Annotated in this window: 18 protein-coding genes; 16 read left to right on the top strand and 2 right to left on the bottom strand. The window is 69.6% G+C overall.

Annotated features, from left to right (window positions below):
* The first annotated feature begins 72 nt into the window (after positions 1–72).
* The 5 genes from AC3QL3_RS05295 to AC3QL3_RS05275 all read left to right on the top strand — a co-directional run bounded on the left by AC3QL3_RS05295 (position 73) and on the right by AC3QL3_RS05275 (position 6,584).
* Positions 73–492: a rubrerythrin family protein gene (locus AC3QL3_RS05295; RefSeq protein WP_492897289.1), complete on the top strand. Its 420-nt coding sequence runs from the start codon at positions 73–75 to the stop codon at positions 490–492.
* Positions 493–582: 90 nt separating this feature from the next.
* Positions 583–1,929, top strand: coding sequence for a heterodisulfide reductase-related iron-sulfur binding cluster (locus AC3QL3_RS05290; RefSeq protein ID WP_492897288.1), 1,347 nt, complete (start codon positions 583–585; stop codon positions 1,927–1,929).
* 60 nt (positions 1,930–1,989) lie between these two features.
* Positions 1,990–2,571, top strand: coding sequence for a DUF3501 family protein (locus AC3QL3_RS05285; RefSeq protein WP_492897287.1), 582 nt, complete (start codon positions 1,990–1,992; stop codon positions 2,569–2,571).
* Positions 2,572–2,630: 59 nt separating this feature from the next.
* Positions 2,631–5,033 (top strand): winged helix-turn-helix domain-containing protein, encoded by a 2,403-nt coding sequence (locus AC3QL3_RS05280; RefSeq protein WP_492897286.1) that lies wholly within the window; start codon positions 2,631–2,633, stop codon positions 5,031–5,033.
* 135 nt (positions 5,034–5,168) lie between these two features.
* A complete protein-coding gene (locus tag AC3QL3_RS05275) occupies positions 5,169–6,584 on the top strand; it encodes a hypothetical protein (protein WP_492897285.1) in 1,416 nt (471 codons plus the stop codon).
* A gap of 121 nt (positions 6,585–6,705) precedes the next feature.
* Here the strand turns inward: AC3QL3_RS05275 and AC3QL3_RS05270 are convergent, their stop codons facing one another.
* Complete coding sequence (locus AC3QL3_RS05270) at positions 6,706–9,051, bottom strand: hypothetical protein (RefSeq protein ID WP_492897284.1); 2,346 nt, start codon at positions 9,049–9,051, stop codon at positions 6,706–6,708.
* Between the two features lie 278 nt (positions 9,052–9,329).
* On the opposite strand from AC3QL3_RS05270, the gene AC3QL3_RS05265 reads away from it, so the two are divergent.
* On the top strand, positions 9,330–9,842 hold the full coding sequence (locus AC3QL3_RS05265) for a hypothetical protein (RefSeq protein WP_492897283.1): 513 nt from the start codon (positions 9,330–9,332) through the stop codon (positions 9,840–9,842).
* A 71-nt stretch (positions 9,843–9,913) separates the two neighbouring features.
* Here AC3QL3_RS05265 and AC3QL3_RS05260 read toward each other — a convergent pair whose 3' ends face one another.
* A complete protein-coding gene (locus tag AC3QL3_RS05260; protein WP_492897282.1) occupies positions 9,914–12,037 on the bottom strand; it encodes a tetratricopeptide repeat protein in 2,124 nt (707 codons plus the stop codon).
* 210 nt (positions 12,038–12,247) lie between these two features.
* Between AC3QL3_RS05260 and AC3QL3_RS05255 the strand changes: the two genes are divergently transcribed.
* From AC3QL3_RS05255 to AC3QL3_RS05210, 10 genes are read left to right on the top strand one after another with little or no spacing between them, the layout of a single operon-like run.
* Positions 12,248–12,610, top strand: a complete 363-nt coding sequence (locus AC3QL3_RS05255) for a YerC/YecD family TrpR-related protein (protein WP_492897280.1) — start codon at positions 12,248–12,250, stop codon at positions 12,608–12,610.
* Positions 12,607–13,500 (top strand): ATP phosphoribosyltransferase, encoded by an 894-nt coding sequence (gene hisG, locus AC3QL3_RS05250; RefSeq protein ID WP_492897279.1) that lies wholly within the window; start codon positions 12,607–12,609, stop codon positions 13,498–13,500. The genes AC3QL3_RS05255 and hisG overlap by 4 nt, the downstream gene beginning before the upstream one ends.
* The gene (gene hisD / locus AC3QL3_RS05245) at positions 13,497–14,882 is read left to right on the top strand and encodes a histidinol dehydrogenase (protein WP_492897278.1); all 1,386 of its coding nucleotides are present in this window, start codon (positions 13,497–13,499) and stop codon (positions 14,880–14,882) included. Before hisG ends, hisD begins: the two co-directional genes overlap by 4 nt.
* Positions 14,879–15,943 (top strand): histidinol-phosphate transaminase, encoded by a 1,065-nt coding sequence (gene hisC, locus AC3QL3_RS05240; RefSeq protein ID WP_492897277.1) that lies wholly within the window; start codon positions 14,879–14,881, stop codon positions 15,941–15,943. The genes hisD and hisC overlap by 4 nt, the downstream gene beginning before the upstream one ends.
* The gene (gene hisB, locus AC3QL3_RS05235; protein ID WP_492897276.1) at positions 15,940–17,010 is read left to right on the top strand and encodes a bifunctional histidinol-phosphatase/imidazoleglycerol-phosphate dehydratase HisB; all 1,071 of its coding nucleotides are present in this window, start codon (positions 15,940–15,942) and stop codon (positions 17,008–17,010) included. The genes hisC and hisB overlap by 4 nt, the downstream gene beginning before the upstream one ends.
* On the top strand, positions 17,007–17,615 hold the full coding sequence (gene hisH, locus AC3QL3_RS05230) for an imidazole glycerol phosphate synthase subunit HisH (RefSeq protein ID WP_492897275.1): 609 nt from the start codon (positions 17,007–17,009) through the stop codon (positions 17,613–17,615). Before hisB ends, hisH begins: the two co-directional genes overlap by 4 nt.
* Positions 17,609–18,346 (top strand): 1-(5-phosphoribosyl)-5-[(5-phosphoribosylamino)methylideneamino]imidazole-4-carboxamide isomerase, encoded by a 738-nt coding sequence (locus AC3QL3_RS05225; RefSeq protein WP_492897274.1) that lies wholly within the window; start codon positions 17,609–17,611, stop codon positions 18,344–18,346. The genes hisH and AC3QL3_RS05225 overlap by 7 nt, the downstream gene beginning before the upstream one ends.
* The gene (gene hisF / locus AC3QL3_RS05220; RefSeq protein WP_492897273.1) at positions 18,328–19,104 is read left to right on the top strand and encodes an imidazole glycerol phosphate synthase subunit HisF; all 777 of its coding nucleotides are present in this window, start codon (positions 18,328–18,330) and stop codon (positions 19,102–19,104) included. Before AC3QL3_RS05225 ends, hisF begins: the two co-directional genes overlap by 19 nt.
* Positions 19,101–19,739 (top strand): bifunctional phosphoribosyl-AMP cyclohydrolase/phosphoribosyl-ATP diphosphatase HisIE, encoded by a 639-nt coding sequence (gene hisIE, locus AC3QL3_RS05215; protein WP_492897272.1) that lies wholly within the window; start codon positions 19,101–19,103, stop codon positions 19,737–19,739. The genes hisF and hisIE overlap by 4 nt, the downstream gene beginning before the upstream one ends.
* A gap of 37 nt (positions 19,740–19,776) precedes the next feature.
* Positions 19,777–20,424: a YwqG family protein gene (locus AC3QL3_RS05210; protein ID WP_492897271.1), complete on the top strand. Its 648-nt coding sequence runs from the start codon at positions 19,777–19,779 to the stop codon at positions 20,422–20,424.
* Positions 20,425–20,451: the final 27 nt, after the last annotated feature.

Genomic DNA, 20,451 nt, shown 5'->3' with positions numbered 1-20,451 from the left:
TGCGCGGTGTTAGGGTCGGTCGAGGCGCCGGCTGCAGCGGCGCCGCACACCCACGTCATCCACGAGGCCATCATGAGCAACCTGAAAGGCAGCCGCACTGAAGAGAACCTCAAGGCCGCGTTCGCCGGCGAGTCGCAGGCGAACCGACGTTATCTGTATTTCGCCCAGAAGGCCGACGTCGAAGGTCACAACGACGTCGCCGCCGTGTTCCGCTCCACCGCCGAAGGCGAGACCGGCCATGCGCACGGCCATCTGGAATACCTCGAAGCGGTCGGCGATCCCGCCACCGGCCTGCCCTTCGGCGACACGGTCAACAACTTGAAGACCGCCATCGCCGGCGAGACGCACGAATACACCGACATGTATCCGGGCATGGCCAAGGCCGCGCGCGAGGAAGGCTTCGAGGAAATCGCCGACTGGTTCGAAACCCTGGCCAAGGCCGAGCGCTCGCACGCGAACCGCTTCACCAAGGCGCTCGGCGAAGTCGGCTGAGTTTTCCTTTCTTGCATCGATGATCGCGAGATCGCCTGATGCGATCTTCGATCATCGGTGAAGAACGGCGTTGACTGGACGGAGTTTCCGATGAGCACCGTTGCGCCCTCGCCGCGCGAAGGCAGCCTCGACGCGCCGACGCGCCACGCATTGGATTGGAAGAACCCCGCGTTCTACGACCGCGACGCGCTCGACGCCGAGCTCGAACGCGTGTTCGACATCTGCCACGGCTGCCGCCGCTGCGTCAGCCTGTGCCACGCCTTCCCGACCTTGTTCGACCTGGTCGACGAATCGACCACGATGGAAGTCGACGGCGTCGCCAAGAGCGACTACGCCAAGGTGGTCGAGCAGTGCTATCTGTGCGACCTCTGCTATCAGACCAAGTGTCCATACGTACCGCCGCACGAATGGAACGTCGACTTCCCGCATCTGATGCTGCGCGCGAAAGCGGTGCAGTTCCGCCAGCACGGCGCCACGCTCGCGGAGAAGATCCTGTCCAGCACCAGCGCGGTCGGCAAGCTCGCCTCGATACCGCTGGTGGTCAACCTCGTCAACGCGTCCAACCAGGCCAAGCCGACGCGGCGACTGTTGGAGAAAACGCTCGGTGTGCATCCGGACGCGCGCCTGCCCGACTACCACAGCCCCACCGCCAGGCGCCGGCTGAAACACTTCGACGGCTCCGCCGAGGCGGCGCAACCCGCCGGCCGTACGCGCGGCAAGGTTGCTCTGTTCGCGACCTGCTACTGCAATGTCTCGCAGCCGCAGGCGGTGGAAGATCTCGCCGTCGTGCTGCGTCACAACGGTGTCGCCACCCAGCTGGTCGAGCGCGAAGTCTGCTGCGGCATGCCCAAGCTCGAACTCGGCGACCTCGATGCGGTGGCGAAGTACAAGCGCACCAATATTCCGGTCCTCGCCGCCGCTGCGCGCGCGGGCTGGGACCTGAGCGCGACGATTCCCTCATGCGTCTTGATGTTCAAGCAAGAGCTGCCGCTGATGTTCCCCGACGACGAAGACGTGCAGCTGGTCAAGCGCCATTTCTTCGATCCGTTCGAATACCTCTGGCAGCGCCATCAGGCCGGTTTGCTGAAAACCGATTTCGCACAAGCGCTCGGCAAGGTCGCCTGGCATGCGCCGTGTCATCAGCGCGTGCAGAACATCGGACCGAAAACGCGCGACGTCCTGGCGCTGGTGCCCGATACCGCGATCACGACGATCGAACGCTGCTCCGGTCATGACGGCACCTACGGCGTCAAAAGCGCGACCTATGCGATCTCGCGCAAGATCGCCAAGCCGGTCGAGACGCGCATCGCGCAGGCCGCGCCCGACCATTTCGCCAGCGACTGTCCGATGGCGGGCGCGCATCTGGCGCACGGGCTCGGCGATCGGCCGGGTGCCGAAAGCCCGATCAGTCTGCTGCGCTACGCTTATGGGATTTGAAGCGCACACACCATGCCGTTTTCTTCTGCCGCAAGCGCGAGCCAAGCCCAAGCCATCGACATGAACAAGCTGACCCACGCCGACCTCTGGAAGCTCGAAGACTACGCACGCGAACGGCTCGCGTTCCGCGCGCGCGTGCTGGCGCACAAGAACGCGCGCAAGCTGCATCTGGGTGAGCACCTGACCTTGATCTTCGAAGATCGCCTGACCGTGCAATATCAGGTGCAGGAAATGCTGCGCATCGAACGCATCTTCGAACCGGCCGCGATCGCCGAAGAACTCGAGGCCTACAATCCGCTGATTCCGGACGGCAGCAATCTCAAGGCGACCCTCTTGATCGAGTACGACGACGTCGCCGAACGCCAGCGCGAACTGGCGCGCCTGCGCGGCATCGAGGAACGCATCGCGGCCGTGGTCGGCGACAGCGAGCCGGTCTACGCCATCGCCGACGAGGATCTGGAACGCAGCAACGAGACCAAGACCGCCGCCGTGCACTTCCTGCGCTTCGAGTTCGCACCGGCGCAGATCGCGGCGCTGCGCGACGGCGCCGCCTTCGCCTTCCGCGCCGACCATCCGCACTACGCCGTCGATGCCGTCGTCGCTGCCGCGATGCGCGAGGCGCTGTCGGCGGACTTTCGCTGACGCGATCGGCCGCGCCATACCGCATTCCGCCGTCGCGCGAATGACGCGATACTGACGGGATGGCTCGCATCCACCGTTTCGGCGAATTCCGGCTCGACGCAGCGACGCGCGAACTGCGGCGTGGCAGCGCGCCGGTGCCGGTGCCGCCGCGCGCCTTCGATTGCATCGTCTACCTGGTCGAACACCGCGATCGCGCGGTCGGCCGCGACGAGCTGATCGCCGCGGTCTGGGGCAAGGCCGACATCACCGACGGCATGCTCGGCCAGACCGTGCTGTCGGCGCGCCGCGTGCTCGACGACACCGGCAAGGAACAGCAGTGCATCCGCACCGTGTTCCGCTTCGGCTATCACTGGGTCGCACCGACCGAAACGGTCGAGGAGACGGCGGAACGCGCGGCCGAAGCGGCCGCCGCGGCGGAACCGCAACCGACGCCGATGACGGCGGATTCTCCACCCGCAACCGACTCGACTCCGAACGCCGGCACGCCCGCAGCGCGCACGCGCCGCCGCAGCACGCTCTGGTTGACCCTGCTAGCGCTCGCCGCACTGGCGCTGGCGTGGGCCGGCGCGTCGTACTTGCGCAAAGCGGACGCACCGGCCTCGACCGCCGCATCGCACGACGGCGGACGCGTCGTGCTGGTGTTGCCGGTGGCGACCAGCGCCGGCAGCGGCTACGACTGGGTGCGCCTGGGTGTGATGGATCTGATCGCGGCGCGCCTGCGCGCGGCCGGCGTGCCGGTGGTGCCGAGCGACAACGTGGTCGCCCTGACCGGATCGCGTAACGCCACGCGCACGGAGGACTTCGCGGCGCTCGCGCACGCGGCCGGCGCCGGATTGGTGATCGACGCACAGGCCAACGAGAACGGCGGCCGCTGGCGCGTCTCGCTGCGCACGGTCTACGGCGACACCGCGCCGCTCAGCGCCGAAGGCGAAGCCGCCGACGTGCTCGCCGCCGCCCGCATCGCCGCCGATCGACTGGCGCAGCAACTCGGTTACGCGCCCGGCGCCGACCGCCGCGGCGGCAATGCCGACGCCGCCGCGCTGGCCGATCTGTTACCACAGGTGGACGCGGCGATCCTGGCCGAGCGCCTCGACACCGCGCGCGCCTTGCTCGAAGGGGCCGGTCCCGCGCAGCGCGAGAATCCCGAGCTGCGCATGCGCATGGCGCAGATCGACCATCAGGCCGGTCACCTCGACCAGGCCGAAGCCGGCTACAAGGCGATCGCCGCGGCGGTATCGCCCGAACGCGACGCGGTGCTGCACGCGCGTGCGTTGAGCAATCTCGGTGTGATCGCGGCACAGCGCGACGACAACCGCTTGGCGGAGCAGCGCTTCGACCAGGCGATCGCTCTGTTGCGCCGCGAACACGCGCCGGACGCGCTCGGCAAAGCCCTGAACGGGCGCGCCGCCTACTACAGCGCGATCCAGCGCCACGACGCGGCGCTGGCCGATCTGGCCGAGGCGCGCGTCGCGTTCGAAACCGCCGGCAATCTGCTCGCGCTGGCCGTGCTCGATTCCAACCTCGGTGCGCTCGACATGCTGCGCGGCCGCTACGCCGAGGCGGAAGCCGCCTTCACCCGCGCGGCCGACCGCTTCGCCACGTTCGGCGCGCATGCGCCGGAACTGAACGCGCTGACCGCGGTGGCCGAACTCAAACTGGCCCAGCTCGAACCCGACCAGGCACTCGCCCTCGACGCACGCTTGAGCCAACTGGTCGGTCAAGTGTCCGATCCGGCGCGCCAACGCTACGGCGAGCTGACGCGCCTGCAGGTGCTGGCCGCGAACGGCCGCTTGCGTTCGCTCGACAGCGAACTCGAGCGCGTGCTCGCCGCAGCGCGCCGCGACGACGACCGCGTCGCCATCGCGCGCGCCAGCACGCTCGCGGCCGAACTCGCACTCGCGCGCGGCGAAGCGCCACGCGCCGCCGACGCGGCCGACACCGCCGCGCAGCACTACACCGCGGTCGCCGACGATCCGCACGAGCGCGCCCGCGTCGGGCTGCTGCGAGTGCGCGCGCGGCTCGCCGCCGGCCGCGACACCGCCGACGCGCTCGCCGCCTTGACCACGCTGGCCGCGCACGACGGTTCCGCCGGCACACGCTTCCACGCCAGCCTCGCCCGCGCCGAAATCGCTGCCGCCGGCGGCGACGCCGGCGCCGGCAAGCTCTACGCCGACGCGCTGGCCGAGGCCGATGCGACGCGCATCCCGCTCGACCTGCGCGAGGCCGCGCGCGCCTACGCCGGCTGGCTGATCCGCGCCGGCGATCTGGCGCAGGCAGGCGCGGTGGCCGAACGCGTCGCGGTCTGGGCCGCACGCGACTACGAGTCGGCGTTGCTGCAATTGCGCGTCTACCACGCCCTCGGCGAGGCCAACCTGTGGCGCATCGCGCTCGCCCGCGCGCGTGCGCTGGCCGGCGAACGCGAGATCGACGCCGACCTCCGGCTCGCGCCCAAGCCGCGCTGATCGGTGCGGCTCGCCGCGCAATCAATCACTTGCGTTCGCGCTGATACGAACCGAACGCGACCTTGACGAGTTCTGCATGCAGCCGCGCCGCCGCGGCGGCAGGCTGCCGGCGCGTTCAATCACGGAGATGTGTGGATGTCGTTGCGAACTACCCTACTCGGCGCGGCAGCGCTGCTCGGCGCGCTGAGCCCTCTGCGCAGTCATGCCGCCGACGGACAAATCGATCCCGGCTTCGGCAGCGACGGCGTCGCCATCCTGGCGCTGGACGATATCGAAGGCCGCGAATTGCGCACCCGCGTCGCGCGCGTGCAGGCCGACGGCAAGCTCGTGTTCGGCGGCACGCGCAACAAGTTCATCGACACCTCACCCTTCGATCCGCACATGCGCGCGGTGGTGATGCGCCTGAATGCGGACGGCAGCCCGGATGCGGATTTCATCGACGCCGCCGGCATCGCCGGCTTGGTCGTGTTGCCCGACCTGGTGCCGGGCGATCAGATGCAGATCATCGAAGATCTGCGCATCCTGCCCGACGGCTCGATCCTCGCCGTCGGCAGCGCCGAAGCGTTTGGGCCGCTCGCCGGCTTCGTGGTCAAGCTCGACACGCACGGCGTGCTCGATCCGACCTTCGGCAGCGGCGGCGTCGTGGTGCTGCCTTCGACCTATCTGCATGCGTTCGCGATCGACGCTCAAAACCGCATCGTCGCCGTCGGCGAGCGCGTGACCCAGGGCGCCTACAGCAGCCTGGTCGTGCGCATGAACGCGGACGGCAGCCCCGATTCGAGCTTCGGCCCCGCCGCCGACGGCAGCGTGAGCCTGGCCTGGGACGGCGTCGCCGGCAACGGCGGTTTCCTGACCTCGATCGAGCTGACGCCGACGGGCGGCATGCTCGTCGCCGGCCAGTACGAGGTGTACGGCATGGGCATGGGCGGCGATTTCGCGATCGCGCGTCTGGACGTCGACGGTGCCTACGACACTGCGTTCAACGGCAGCGGCTGGCGCGTGTTCCACGTGCCGGGCGACGCGTCCACGCTGAACGGCATCAACAAGCTGCTGCTGCAGCCCGACGGCACGGCGGTATTCGGCGGCTTCCACCAGAACGGCGACGGCAATCTCGATCTGGTGCTCGGCCGCATCGACGGCGACGGCAGTTCCGATGCGAGTTTCGGCGCCGTCGCGACGCCCGGCTTCCAACCGTTCGCGCTGATGGCCGGTGCCTGGAACCACTACGTCACCGGCGTGGCGCGACAGGACGACGGCAAGCTGCTGTTCTCGGTCACCTACAGCGTGCCGGGCGAAAAGCAGAACTTTCTCGCGCTGCGCGTCGGCGCGAACGGCGAACTCGACCCGGACTTCGCCGACGCCGGCCTGTTCAAAGCCGACCTCGCGCCGAACGGCGTCGCCAGCGACCTCACCGCACTGACCCTGCTGCCGGATGGACGCCCCATCCTGGCCGGTTCGGTCCAGCGCGCAACCGACTCGCCGCTGGTCGATCTCGCCGTGGTGCGGCTGACGCAGAGCGGCGATCGCATCTTCGCCGACGGCTTCGACTGAACCGGGCCGCTGACGCCGCTCACGCAACGACCCGCGCTTGCGCGCGGGCCGTTGCGTTGCGACCGGCGGCTGTCTCCATCCCCTCGCCCAGAACAGCCGCCTCCCCTCGTTACCGCGCGGCCTACTGCCGGCGGTATTGCACCCCGTACATGAAGGTGTTCGGCTCGCCGGTGGCGGCGCCCCAGGTGCCGAAGCCGGCGCCCGTGCTCCACGGCGGCAAACCGCTCGCATCCCAATTCGCTTCGCCCAGCGAATAGATGCCGGCGCCGACCAGGGCGAGCGCGTTGAGCGCGTTCTGCTCGTCCGGTGCCGCGCCGTAGTAGGTCACGAACGCGAGTTTCTCGCCCGATTTGAGACCGCCCAGCTTGAAGTCGAAGAACGCACCGAGATCGCTCGGACCGCGGTCGACGAAGTCGCCCGGGAAGCCGCTGTGCGAAGCGAGCGGATTGGGCGAGTTGAAGCCGTTATCGTAGGAGGCGATCACGATCGGCGCGCTGGAGCCGGCGATGGTGATGTACTCGGAGAAACCATTCGGCGTGACGTCATAGTCGACGCCGCGCGAATAGCGCAGATCGTTCACCGGCACGCTGCCGATGTTCTCGATCGTCACGTCGACGCGATAGAGATAGGGCGTGATCGGCGTCGGGTTGTACTGGTGGGTGACGCGGAAGGTGTTGCCGATCTGCACCGTCGAAGTCGCGCTCGAGCCCGAATAGCTGAAGCTGCTGACCGCCACGTTGACCGTGCCGCTGCAGCGCGAGGTGTAGCCGGTGACGCCGAGATCCGCGCTCGCCACGCCCCAGCCTTCGCAAGGCGAACCGGGCGCCGACGCATCGCCGTTGGTCGACATCAGGCGCAGGCCGACCAGGGTCGTGCCGTAGCGCCCGCTGGAAAGATTCGGCGGATCGCATTCGACGTTGAGCGCGCCGGTGTTCAACACGCCGAGCTGCACGGTGCCGTTGTCGATCACACCGGGGCAGCGGCCTTCGGGCGGATCGCGTTCGCAGCAGATGCCCTCGCCTTCGGCGCCGCGCTCTTCGACGTCGACGCGGGTGAACTCGGGCACGCGGATGATGCGCGGCGTGATGCGCTTGGGCGCGAGGTCGAGCAGCGGCACGCGCGGCTCCCACACCACCGAGCAGATCGTGTTGAGGCCCGGATCGGTCTGCACGAAGTAGAAGTCCTGCGGATCGCCCACGCCTTCCCAGTCTTCGAAGGTGCTGCCGGCCAGCACGAAACGGTCCGACTTCATCAGATCCATCGCATACAGATCTTCGGGCGCGTCGCGCAGGGTGCCGTACAGACGCGCACCGGGCGGATTTTCCTGCGCCAGATCGGCGAAGCGCGCCGAGAGCAGGAAGCCGACGGTGGAGGAACGGCCGTTCAAGGTGCCGACCGCGGCGACGTGGCCGCCGGCGCTGCCGCCGGTGTCGCGCACTTCGGCGGCGTCGTAGGCGATCACATTGCCGGCGTTCGGGTCCATCCATTCCGACTGCGCCTTGACCGCACAGGCGCCCACTGCGAAGCGTGCGAGATAGCCGTCGGAAACGCCGCCGTTGCGCGCGGTGGCGCCGACCAGCACGGTCTCGCCGCGGTAGTTGCCGACGCTGAGCGGAGTCAGGCCGTTGAAGTCCTTGTTCTCGCCCTGGTTGCCGAGGATCGCGTTGCACACGTGCGCACCGCCGGCGTTGACGCGGAACATCAGCGCGCGGCGCTCGCTGTTCCAGGTCGTGCGGTCGGCGGCGGAGCCGGCGACCACCAGGTCGGTCGGCGCGCCGCTGGCGGCGATGTTCTCGGTGACCGAGCGGAAACGCAGACCGAACTGCACGTCGGTACGCTGGTAGGCCTGGCTCCAGATCACGGTGCCCGAGGTCGCCAGACGCGCGATGCGGCCGAAGCTGCTGCCGCTGGCCGGATCGATCACTTCGTCGCCGACCACGATCAGATCGCCAGGCGCGGCGGCGCCGGTGGTGCCGGCCGACTGGATGATGTCGTAACCGACGGCGCGGTAATCGGCCTTCTGGTTCTGCAGCATCGTCGCCCAGTTCAACTTGCCGTCGCAGTTGACCTGCAACACGTAGATGTACGCGCCGGGATCGCGCACCACCGCGCCGGTCAGGGCGAAGCCCTTGCCGTCGCTGAGTTCGACCACCGCGTTGGCGCTGGTCTGCTTGCTGCCGGCGACGCGGTAGGCGCGCTGCCAGATCGCGGTGCCATCGTCTTTGATGCGCGTGGCCAAGGCCTCGGTCTCGCCGTCGGGCAGGCTGCGCGTGCCGACGATGATCGAGCCGTTGTCGGGGCAGAACTTGACCGCCTTGACGTCCTGACCGTCGTCGCGCATTTCCTTCTGACCGTAGTAGCTCTCGAAGTTGACCGCCTGCGCGGTCGGCGCCGCGGCGATCAGCAACGAGGCGAGCAGGCCGATCAGGCGCCGCTCGCGGGAAAAGATGTGTCTGCTGGCTTTCATGGGAACCTCGCGATATCGCGTGAAGGAACTCGAAACAGCCCGCCAAGCTAGCCAGCCGCACGCGCGCGAGCCAAGGACGATAGCGGGAACGAATCGGGCCACGGTGGGAAGCGGCGCGGCGGCGGCATGTCAACGGCGCGTGAAGGCGCAGCGAGCGGTTCCTTGTGCGCCAATTACTTAGCCGCAATCGCTTCCCGCTTTCAGCCTGCAAATCCGCTGGACAGTGCGCGCGACGCGTTCCTACCATCGCTCGACATCGCTCATCGGAGGAGGCTCGCATGCGCAAGACGCTTCGCCACATCACTTGGACTTGCGTCTTGGTCGCCGGCGCGGCGGCGGCGCACGGATCGGCCACCACCGGCATCTGCGGCAAGGGGCAGGCGAAACAGGTCGCGACGTTCCAATTCAGCGAAAAGCAGCTCCACATCTACGACGAGTGCGTCAAGCTGCAGCACGAGCAGTGCGGGATCGGCGAAAGCGGCGAGGCGAATCTTTCGCGCGACCCCGACTGCCGCCCGCAGTACTGCAGCGAAGTGGCGTTGGACCTGCCGGCCCATTCGCTCGGCGGTCCGGTTTGCACGCCGATGAGCTGCGGCGTCGTCGACGACGCCTGGGGCCACGCCGCGCGTCTGGCCGGCGACTATTGCGCCGCGCAGACGCCGCCCGGCAGCGCCGTCGCTCAGGTGCTGAGCCCGCCGAGCTTCCTCGACGCGAACAACCATCACACGCTGTATGCCGCCAGTCAGGGGTTGGCAGGCGTCTGCGTGCAGTGCGTCGACGTGCAGCCCTAGCGTAGGACACCCTGCGCTGGCGCTGCGCGTCGACGCGGCCGGGCGATTCCGCTCGGCGTTCGACGCGCGCCTCAGACCAAGGCGCGGCGCCGCGTGTAAGCGAGCACCGCGTCGACGCGGCGCTGCAGCTCTTCGCGTTGAGCGCCGTCGAGCTGGCATTCGGCGAGCACGAAGTAAGCCGAGCGCAGCACATCGCGCCAGCGCGGCTGGCGCGGCAGCCGCGCCAGGCTCAGATAGCGATCCATCGCGCGCACGCGCAAGCGGCCGTCGTCGATGGTGACGCGCCAGATGCGGCTGCGTTCGGCCAGCTCGACGCGGCCGCGGCCGCTGGTTCGTTCCCACGCCTCGACCACCGCCAACATCAGCTCGACCAGCGCGCGCCGGAACGGCTGCGACACCGGCTCTTCGCCCTCGCCGCGCACCGGCGGCGGCGTCACCGCGGCCGGCACCAGCGCCGACGCCGCCGGCTCCAAGCCGATGATGGCCAAGCCGTCTTCCTGTTCGGCTTCGACCAGGCGCAAGGTCAGCCGGCCCGGCGAAGCGGCCACGCGCAGATCGAGCGTTGCGGTGGCGGACGATTCTTCGAACTCCTCGAACACGGTCGCGAACGCGGCGATGTCGGCCGGATCGATCTGCTCGGAAAACGGATGACCGACGACCGCCTCGCGCTGGCGGCCGAGCAAGCGGCAGGCGCTGTCGTTGGCAGCGGCGACGGTAGCCGCGGGATCGAGCACGAGGATCGCATCCGGACGGCTGTCGAGCGCCGCCTGCAGCAAGCGCCGGTCGGTCACCAGTTCCGCCGCGGCGCGCCGATAGTGCTCGATTTCCTGCGTGCGCCGCGCCTCGCGCGCGGCTTCCGCCACGCGCGTGCGCTGGCGCCGGCGATGCAGCAGCAGCCAGGCCGCCAAGGCGGCGGCGAGCGCGGTGACCAGCACCAGTCCGAGCAGGATCGTGCGCTGGCGCAGCGCCAGCGTGCGCACCTCGTTCTCCGCGGTCAGCGCGGCGATGCGGCGGTCGCGTTCGGAGGTTTCGAAGCGCGCGCGCAGCCAGCCGAGTTCGCGGTCGTACTCGGCCTTGTGTCGCGCAAGGTCGGCGTCGTGGAACTCGCGCAGCGCCGCCAGCGCGCCCTTCGCATCGCCCGCCGCTTCGCGTGTAGCGGTCAGCTCTTCGAGCAGATCCGCGCGATCGATGTCGTCTTTCGGCAAACGCGCGATCGCGCCCTCGAGGTCCTTCGCCGCTGTCGCGCCCGCGCCGGACAGCCGCGCCGCGCGCGCGGTCTGCAGCACCAGCGGCGCCGGCGCCGGCATGCCGAGGCTGCGCGCGAGCGCATCGCCGCGCTCGACCCAGCCTTGCGCTGCGGAGAGATCGTTCTGCGCCAGCGCGGCGCGCGCGAGCCCGGCGTAGACGCGCAACTCGTAGGTGCGCGCCGCGCTCTGCTGATAGACCGCGAGCGCCTCCTGCAAGCGTTCGATCGCATGCGCCGCGTCGCCTTCGTCGAGCGACAGCGCGCCCAGGCTTTCGAGCGTATGCGCCGCCTCGATCGTTTCGCCACGTTGGCGGTATTCGGTCAGCGCTTCCTCGTAGTAGCGCGTGGCCGCGGCGGGATCGCGCAGATTGCGATAGACGTCGCCGATGTTGTTGAGCACCGGCCCGGGCGAATCGCCGCCGTCGTGGCGGTAGATGTCGAGGCTGGCCAGGAACGCGCGCAACGCTTCGCGGAATTCGCCGAGCCGGCGCAGCGCGCTGCCGACGTTCTTCAGGCTCTTCGCCTCGGCCATGCGATCGCCGTGCCGCGAGGCCATCGCGAGCGCGTCTTCGAACAAGTCCAATGACTCGACGATGCGTTCCTGCCGATAGCGCAAGACGCCGCGCCGGCGCGTCGTCTCGTAGCGCAGCCGCCACTCGGCCGAACCCGCGGCCAGGCGCTCGGCGCAATCGAGCGCAGCGGAGGCGGCAGCGAAGTCGCCGGCCTTCACCGCCGTCTCGTCGCGTTCGAACGCGGCGGCGAGCGCGGCCGCACGCGCGGCGCTGGAAGCATCTTCCGCCAGCGTGCAGTTTTCCGCCGTCAGCGTCGCCGCATCGGCTTCGGCACGCGGCGGCGGCGCATCGGCGAACGCGGCGGCAATCGGCATCAACACGCAGGCCGCAGCGACGGCGCCCGCGGTCAAGCGTCGGCGGAAAGTCGCAAATCTCATCGCAGACGTCGGGGTTCCCAGGATCAGCCCACTGTACACCGACCATACGCCGTGGAATGGCGATCCAGCGCACGCATCGATCCGATCGCGGCGCGGCGGCTCGATCCACTCGGCGGCAGCAGTTCGACAATTGCGCGACTGCGCGGTTGACGCGCCCGCCAGCCCTGCGTAGCATGCGCCAATCTACTAACGCATTAATACATCAACGCGATGAAAAGACGCCACCTCGAACCCGAAGTCGACTCCGAACGCGCCGAGCGCTCGCTGTGCGAAGCCTTGCTCGCGCTGCGCAACGTCGAGGAAGTGCGCGCCTTCCTCGCCGACCTGTGCACGCCCGCCGAGCGCGAATCGATGCGCGACCGCTGGAGCGTGGTGCCGCACCTCGTCGCCGGCGAGCCGTACTGGCAGATCCACGACGCGACCGCGGTCAGCATCACCACCATCGGCCGCGTCGCGCGCAGCCTCGAACAGGGTGCTGGCGGCTACGCCATGGTTGCCGCGCGTCTGCAGGCGAAGAAGCGCGTCACCGACAAGACTGGGCGCGCCTCGAACGCGCGCCGGGCCGCGTCATGAGCACCGGCGCCGATCGTCTGCGCATCGCGGTGCAGAAATCCGGCCGCCTGGCCGAGGCCTCGCTCGGTCTCTTGCGCCGCGCCGGCCTCGCCTTCCGCGCCAGCCGCGATCACTTGTTCCTGTACGGCGAGAATCTGCCGATCGACGTGCTCTTGGTGCGCGACGACGACATTCCGGGCCTGCTCGTCGAAGGCAGCTGCGAACTCGGCATGGTCGGCCGCAACGTGTTGGTCGAGCAGCGCCTCGCCGGCGGCGCCGCGCCGGCGCCGACCGAGCTGCTCTCGCTCGGCTTCGGCGGCTGCCGTCTCGCCATCGCGATTCCGCAGTCCGGCCCGGTCGCGCAAAGCGCTGATCTCGACGGCCTGCGCATCGCCACTTCGTATCCGGCCCTGCTCGCCGACTGGCTCGCGCGCAACGGCTTGCGCGCGGAAATCGTCGTGCTGAACGGTTCGGTCGAGATCGCGCCGCGGCTCGGCAAGGCCGAGGCGATCTGCGATCTGGTCTCCAGCGGCGCCACCTTGGCCGCCAATCAGCTGCGCGAACTGACCACGGTGTTCGAGAGCGAAGCGGTGCTCGCGCAAAGCCCGCTCGAACCGACGCGTGCGAAGAGCGCGCAGATCGAGCGCCTGTGCGCGCGCATCGCCGGCGCGCTGTCGGGCGACGGCGCGCGTCTGGTGATGCTGCAGGCGCCGCGCGCGGCGTTGTCCGACATCACGCGCCTGCTGCCGGCGCGCGACGTGCCGAGTGTGCTCAGCCTCGACGGCCGCCCCGACGACATCGCGGTGCAGGCGCTGTGCAGCGCCGCACTCGACTGGCAGCACCTGGAGGAACTCAAGCGCCTCGGCGCGCGCAGTCTTATGGTGTTGAACGTGGAGCGCATGCTGGCATGAGTGCGCGCGCGGAAAAAACGCCGGCCTGGCGCCGGCTCGATTGGTCTTCGCTGGACGAAAGCCAGCGCCGCGAAGCGCTGGCGCGGCCGCGCCCGCTGCGCGATGAAACGCAGATCCAAGCCGTGCGCGCGATCCTCGCCGAGGTGCGTGCGCGCGGCGATGCCGCCTTGCGCGAATACACGCAACGCTTCGATCACTGCGCGCTGAGTTCTTTCGACGTGACGACAGAAGAATTCGCCGCCGCGGCAGCCGAAGTCGGTAGCGAGGTGCGCACGGCGATGCAGGAAGCGATCTGGCGCGTCGAAGCCTTCCACGCGGCGCAGCGGCCGCGCGACATTCGCGTCGACACCGCGCGCGGCGTGCGCTGCGAGCAGCTGATCCGTCCGATCCACAAGGTCGGCCTGTACGCGCCGGCCGGCAGCGCGCCGTTGCCCTCGACCGTGTGGATGCTGGCGGTGCCGGCGCGCCTGGCCGGCTGCGACGAGATCGTGCTGGCGACGCCGCCGCGCGCCGACGGCCGCGCCGATCCGGCCATTCTGGTTGCGGCGCAACTGTGCGGCGTCCGACGGGTGATCAAGCTCGGCGGCGCGCAAGCGATCGCCGCGCTCGCCTACGGCAGCGAGTCGGTACCGCGCTGCGACAAGCTGTTCGGCCCCGGCAATGCCTGGGTCACGCAAGCCAAGCTCGAAGTCGCGGCCGATCCGGACGGCGCCGCGATCGACCTGCCGGCCGGCCCGTCCGAAGTGCTGGTGATCGCGAACGATCAGGCGCTGCCGTTCTTCGTCGCCGCCGACCTGCTCGCGCAGGCCGAACACGGCGCCGATTCGCAGGTGCTGCTGGTCAGCCCCAGCGCGCGCTTGATCGCCGCGGTCGAACGGCACCTGGCGACGCAGCTGGAGACCTTGCCGCGACGCGAGATCGCCGCCGCCGCGCTGGCGCACGCACGCCTGATCGAAGTGCGCGATCTCGACCAGGCGATCGCCGTGTCCGAACGCTACGCGCCCGAGCACCTGATCGTCAGCACCGGCGACGAACGCGCGCTGCTGCCGCGGCTGAGCCGCGCCGGCAGCATCTTCCTCGGCCACTACACGCCGGAAACGCTCGGCGACTACTGCGCCGGACCGAACCACGTGCTGCCCACGCTCGGTTTCGCGCGCGCCTTCGGCGGCGTCGGCGTGGACAGCTTCCTGCGCCGGGTCAACGTGCTCGAAGTCGACGCCGCCGGCCTCGCCGCGATCGGCCCCGGCGCCGCCGTGCTGGCGCGCGCGGAGCGGCTCGAAGCGCACGCGCGCGCGGTCGACTTGCGCCTCTCGGCGCAGCTCGCCGACGGCACCATCCAAAACGACGATCGCGCGCGCCAGTCCGCCGCGGAGCGCGCATGAGCCTGCTCGCCCGCGTACGCCCCGAGCTGGCCGCGTTCACACCGTACGCCTCGGCGCGGCGCAGCGGTTTCGAGGCGCGCATCCGCCTCGACGCCAACGAATGCCCGTGGAGCGGCGACGACGACGCCAGCGGCCTGAACCGCTATCCCGCGCCGCAGCCGGCTGCGCTGCGCGCGCGCCTGGCCGCGCTGTATCAGGTCGCACCGGAGCGGCTCTGGCTCGGACGCGGCAGCGACGAGGCGATCGATCTCCTGCTGCGCGCGTTCTGCCGCGCCGGCCGCGACAACGTCGTCGCCTTGGCACCGACCTTCGGCATGTACCGCATCGGCGCGCAGCTGCAAGGCGCCGAGTACCGCGCGCTGGCGCTGCGCGGCGACGACGATTTCGCGCTCGATGCACAGGCGCTGCTCGCGTTGACCGACGCCGACACCAAGCTGGTCGTAGTCTGCTCGCCGAACAATCCGACCGGCACGCTCTACCACGGCGAGATGCTGGCCGAACTCGCCGAGCAGCTTGCCGGGCACGCCCTGCTCCTGGTCGACGAGGCCTACATCGAATTCGCCGGTGTCGGCAGCGCCAGCGCGCTGATCGATCGGCATCCGAACTTGGCCGTGCTGCGCACGCTGTCGAAGGTGCACGCGCTGGCCGGCGCGCGCGTCGGCGCGCTGATCGCGGCAGCGGAAATCGTCGATCTGGTTGCGCGCATCGCCGCGCCCTATCCGCTGCCGACGCCGAGCGTGCGCGCCGCGCTGGCCGCGCTCGACGACGACGCCGTCGCACGCACCGATCGCCGCATCGACGTGCTCTTGGCCGAACGCGCGCGCGTCGCGCAAGCGCTGGCGCAGACGCGCGGCGTCGATCGCGTGTGGCGTTCGCACGGCAACTTTCTGCTGGCGCGCTTCGCCGACGCCGACGCCGCGTTCCGCCGCGCGCTCGCCGCCGGCATCCTCGTGCGCGACGTCTCCAAGCAGGCCGGCCTCGAACACTGCCTGCGCATCACCATCGGCGCGCCGGACGAGAACGACGCCTTGCTCGCCGCGCTGGCGGGAGGCGCGGCATGAGCGCGCTGTCGAAGATCTTATTCGTCGATCGCGACGGCACCTTGATCGAGGAGCCGGCCGATCAGCAGATCGATGCGTACGAGAAGTTCCGCCTCGTGCCCGGCGCGATCGCAGCACTGAGTCGCTTCGTCGCCGCCGGCTACGAGCTGGTGATGGTGAGCAACCAGGACGGGCTCGGCACCTCGAGTTTTCCCGAGCACACGTTCGAAGGTCCGCAGCAGCTCCTGCTCGACATCCTCGCCGGCGAAGGCGTGCGCTTCCGCGAAATCCTGATCGACCGCAGTTTTCCGGCCGACAACGCTCCCACGCGCAAACCGAGTACCGGTTTGGTCCGGCATTGGCTGGCTTCCGGCGCGCTCGATCGCACGCGCAGCGCGGTGATCGGCGACCGCGAAACCGATCTCGAATTCGCGCGCAATCTCGGCCTGCGCGGCTTTCGGCTCGGCACCGAATGGAATTGGCCCAACATCGCGCACGCCTTGCTCGACGCGCCGCGGCAAGCGCGCATCGAGCGCGTCACGCGCGAAACGCGCATCGAGGCCACGGTCGACCTCGACCGCGCGACGCGGCCACAAGTGCAAACAGGCATCGGCTTCTTCGACCACATGATCGAGCAGCTCGGCGTGCACGGCGGTTTCGCGCTGACGCTGGCCTGCAGCGGCGATCTGCACATCGACGAACACCACACGGTGGAAGACTGCGCGCTCGCGCTTGGCCAGGCGCTGCGCGAAGCGCTCGGCGACCGCCGCGGCATCTGCCGCTACGGCTTCCTGCTGCCGATGGACGAAAGCGCGGCGCAGGTCGCGCTGGATTTGTCCGGCCGCCCCTACTTCGTGTTCGACGGCGCGTTCCCGCGCGAACAGATCGGCACACTGCCGACCGAGCTGGTGCCGCATTTCTTCCGCAGCCTGGCCGACGCGCTCGGCGCGAATCTGCACGTGTCGGTGCGCGGCGACAACACCCATCACATGATCGAGGCGTGCTTCAAAGCGCTCGGCCGCGCTCTGCGCGCGGCGATCCGGCGCGATGGCGAGGCGGTGCCGAGCAGCAAGGGACTGCTCGCATGAAAGTCGACGCGATCATCGTGCCGGCCGGCGGCGCCAACTACGGTTCGCTGATCGAAGCGTGCCGGCGCGTCGGCGTCGAAGCGACGCTCAGCGACGAGCCGCGCCGCATCTTCGCCGCCACGCACGTGATCCTGCCCGGCGTCGGCGCCGCCGGGCATGCGATGCGCAATCTGCGCGAGCGCGGACTCGATCGCGTCTTGCACAGCGTGACGCAACCGCTGCTCGGCGTCTGCCTCGGCATGCAGCTCTTGTTCGAAGATTCGGAAGAGGCCGACGGTGCCGCCACGACGCGCTGCCTCGGCCTGCTCGCCGGCCGCGTGCGGCGCCTGCCGGCGGCACCGAGCTGGCCGCACATGGGCTGGAACACCTTGCGCAACCGCGTCGAACATCCGCTGCTCGCCGGCATCGACGATCGCGACTGGTTCTACTTCGTGCACGGCTACGCCGCACCGGCCGGCGACGACACGCTCGCGGCGAGCGATCACGGCGAACACTTCGCCGCGGTGGTCGCGCGCGGCCGCGTGTTCGGCGCGCAATTCCATCCGGAAAAATCGGCCGCTGCCGGGCGGCGTTTGTTGAGCAACTTTTTCGCGCTCCCATGTTGATCATCCCTGCCATCGATCTGCGGCTGGGCCGCGTCGTGCGCCTCAAGCAAGGCGACTTCGACGCGCAGCGCAACTTCGATCTCGACGCCGTCGTGTTGGCACGGCGCTATGTCGAAGCCGGTGCGCCCTGGCTGCATCTGGTCGACCTCGACGGCGCCCGCGCCGGCGCACCGGCGCAAGTCGAGCTGCTCGCGCGCATCGCCGCACTCGGCGCGCCGGTGCAGGCCGGCGGCGGCGTGCGCACGCGCGCCGACATCGAGCGATTGCTCGCTGCCGGCGTCGCGCGTGTGGTCGTCGGCAGCGTCGCGGTGCGCGCGCCGGAACGCTTCGTTGAATGGCTGTTCGAATTCGGCGCCGAGCGCCTCTGCCTCGCGCTCGATCTGCGCCGCGGCGAAGACGGCCGCTGGCGCCCTGCCGTCGACGCCTGGCAAGGCGACAGCGACATCGATTTCGCCGACCTGCTCGACCGCTACGCCAGCAACGGCCTGCGCCACGTGCTCAGCACCGACATCGCGCAGGACGGCATGGCCGACGGCCCCAATCTCGCGCTGTATCGCGAACTCGCGGCACGCTGGCCGGACTTCGCCTGGATCGCCTCCGGCGGCGTGCGCGATCGCGCCGACGTCGCCGCGCTCGGCGCGACCGGCGTCGCCGCCTGCGTCGCCGGTACCGCCCTGCTCGAAGGAACGCTCGCCCTGGAAGAGATCGCCGCATGCTCGCGCGCCGCCTGATTCCGTGCCTGGACGTCGCCGACGGCGTCGTCGTCAAGGGCGTGCGCTTCCGCGACCACCGCGTCGTCGGCGACATCGTCGAGCTGGCGCGCCGCTACGCCGACGAAGGCGCTGACGAACTGGTGTTCTACGACATCACGGCGAGTCCGGAAAATCGCAGCGTCGATCCGGCCTGGGTCGCGCGCGTCGCACGCGAACTCGACATTCCGTTCTGCGTCGCCGGCGGCATCCGCAACGTCGCCGACGCCGAGCGCGTGCTCGCCGCCGGCGCCGACAAGATCTCGGTCAACAGTCCCGCGCTGGCGCGCCCGCCGCTGATCGACGAACTCGCCGCGCGCTTCGGCAGCCAATGCGTGGTGGTCGGCATCGACGCCGAAGGCGAAGCGGACACGCACGCGTCCTGGCGCGTGATCGCCAACAGCGGCAAGCCCGACGCCGCCAGCGACAGCGGCCGCGATCTGCTCGGCTGGGTACGCGAGGCGACTGCGCGCGGCGCCGGCGAGATCGTGCTGAACTCGATCCGCGCCGACGGCGTGCGCGGCGGCTACGCGCAGGCGCAACTCGCCGCCGTGCGTGCCGCCACCACCCTGCCCCTGGTCGCCTCCGGCGGCGCCGGCCAGCCGGCGCATTTCGCCGCGGTGTTCGAGCAAAGCCGCGTCGATGCCGCGCTCGCCGCCAGCGTGTTCCACTCCGGTGAAATCCGCATCGGCGAACTCAAACGCTATCTGGCCGCGCGCGGCATCGTGGTGCGGCAATGAACGAACTCGTCGATTCGCTCGATTTCGGCAAGGGCGACGGCTTGTTGCCGCTGATCGTGCAGCACGCGCACGACGGCCGCGTGCTGATGCTCGGCTACACCAATCGCGACGCGCTGGTGCTGACCTTGCAGACGCGGGAAATCCATTTCTGGTCGCGCTCGAAACAGCGCATCTGGCGCAAGGGCGAGAGCTCGGGTCACGTGCTGAGCCTGGTTTCGATCGCCGCCGACTGCGACCGCGATACCCTGCTCTGCCAAGCGCTGCCGGCCGGCCCGACCTGTCATCTCGGCACGCCGACCTGCTTCGATGCGAGCACGCCGGCGCATCCGTGGTTGAACGAGCTGGAAGCCCTGATCGCCGCGCGCGCCGGCGCCGATCCGGCTTCGAGCTACGTCGCCAAACTGCTCTCCGCGCCGGTCGCGCGGCGCGCGCAGAAGGTCGGCGAGGAAGGCGTCGAGACCGCGCTCGCGGCCGTCGGCGGCGAGCCGGCGAAGCTGCGCGAGGAAGCGGCCGATCTGGTGTTCCATCTCCTGGTTCTGCTGCGCGGCAGCGGCATCGGCTGGGCCGAGGTGGTCGGCGAGCTGGCCGCGCGCCACGGCGCACGCGCACCGATAGCGTCCGCTGAAACCCGCTGACGGGATCGTCGAGCCGGAAAGAGTCGACGGCGCTTGGATGCGCAAGCCGAGCTCTGCGAAAGTACGCGGCGGCTTCGCCCAAGCGACGGGAGAACCGGTGGCGAGTTACATCCACTACGAGAACGACGCGGACGAGCACGAGCGCGGCAGAATCGGCGGAAGCTCGCTGCTGTCCGGCGCCGTTGAGTGGCCCAAGGATCGGTCGGGAAAGAAATTGATGTTCCTGGCCTCGATACCGTCCGAGCTATTGAAGTCGGAGTGCGGCGTTCTCATCCCCGGCGGGCACGTCTTGTCCGTTTTTTGTCCTTACCAACGAGGCGGCATCGAACACCTGCTCGACATGGCGAGAGGCCGCGAACTCGGATACGTCGTCGCGCACGCCGAGGAAGCGCCGAGGCAGGAATTCGCCGATCCCATTCTGCGAGCGAAGAAGCTGGCGTTGGATCGAGATGGCGAGACGGACGAGGACGAATTTTCCGGAGACATCGACGACAAGATCGGCGGCGTCCCCAACTGGCTGCAGGACCGATTCAGCTACGGCGGCTACGCCTTCGTGATGCAGTTGTCGGGGGCCTGCTTCGGGAACGCCTTTCTCAGCCATCGAGACGTGTTCGGAAGTGCGGTCGTGTACGTCTTCTACGACTCGTCCGGCAATAAGGGATTGGTCACGGTGCAGTACTCCTAGCGGTCGGCGCGTTGCGGCCGATGGCGC

It is taken from the genome of Dokdonella sp. GW821-FHT11D02 (assembly GCF_058808595.1).
The sequence above is the reverse complement of the archived record's forward strand: the minus strand, read 5'-3'. Positions and strand labels throughout refer to the sequence as shown.

Bases quoted from the DNA above. Each gene is read 5' to 3' on its own strand.
- hisG (WP_492897279.1), top strand. From the start codon at position 12,607: ATGAGCACCGGCGCCGATCGTCTGCGCATCGCGGTGCAGAAATCCGGC.
- AC3QL3_RS05255 (WP_492897280.1), top strand. From the start codon at position 12,248: ATGAAAAGACGCCACCTCGAACCCGAAGTCGACTCCGAACGCGCCGAG.
- AC3QL3_RS05285 (WP_492897287.1), top strand. From the start codon at position 1,990: ATGAACAAGCTGACCCACGCCGACCTCTGGAAGCTCGAAGACTACGCA.
- AC3QL3_RS05275 (WP_492897285.1), top strand. From the start codon at position 5,169: ATGTCGTTGCGAACTACCCTACTCGGCGCGGCAGCGCTGCTCGGCGCG.
- AC3QL3_RS05265 (WP_492897283.1), top strand. From the start codon at position 9,330: ATGCGCAAGACGCTTCGCCACATCACTTGGACTTGCGTCTTGGTCGCC.
- hisC (WP_492897277.1), top strand. From the start codon at position 14,879: ATGAGCCTGCTCGCCCGCGTACGCCCCGAGCTGGCCGCGTTCACACCG.
- hisD (WP_492897278.1), top strand. From the start codon at position 13,497: ATGAGTGCGCGCGCGGAAAAAACGCCGGCCTGGCGCCGGCTCGATTGG.
- AC3QL3_RS05260 (WP_492897282.1), bottom strand. From the start codon at position 12,037: ATGAGATTTGCGACTTTCCGCCGACGCTTGACCGCGGGCGCCGTCGCT.
- hisH (WP_492897275.1), top strand. From the start codon at position 17,007: ATGAAAGTCGACGCGATCATCGTGCCGGCCGGCGGCGCCAACTACGGT.
- hisF (WP_492897273.1), top strand. From the start codon at position 18,328: ATGCTCGCGCGCCGCCTGATTCCGTGCCTGGACGTCGCCGACGGCGTC.
- AC3QL3_RS05270 (WP_492897284.1), bottom strand. From the start codon at position 9,051: ATGAAAGCCAGCAGACACATCTTTTCCCGCGAGCGGCGCCTGATCGGC.
- hisIE (WP_492897272.1), top strand. From the start codon at position 19,101: ATGAACGAACTCGTCGATTCGCTCGATTTCGGCAAGGGCGACGGCTTG.
- AC3QL3_RS05225 (WP_492897274.1), top strand. From the start codon at position 17,609: ATGTTGATCATCCCTGCCATCGATCTGCGGCTGGGCCGCGTCGTGCGC.
- AC3QL3_RS05290 (WP_492897288.1), top strand. From the start codon at position 583: ATGAGCACCGTTGCGCCCTCGCCGCGCGAAGGCAGCCTCGACGCGCCG.
- AC3QL3_RS05210 (WP_492897271.1), top strand. From the start codon at position 19,777: ATGCGCAAGCCGAGCTCTGCGAAAGTACGCGGCGGCTTCGCCCAAGCG.
- hisB (WP_492897276.1), top strand. From the start codon at position 15,940: ATGAGCGCGCTGTCGAAGATCTTATTCGTCGATCGCGACGGCACCTTG.
- AC3QL3_RS05295 (WP_492897289.1), top strand. From the start codon at position 73: ATGAGCAACCTGAAAGGCAGCCGCACTGAAGAGAACCTCAAGGCCGCG.
- AC3QL3_RS05280 (WP_492897286.1), top strand. From the start codon at position 2,631: ATGGCTCGCATCCACCGTTTCGGCGAATTCCGGCTCGACGCAGCGACG.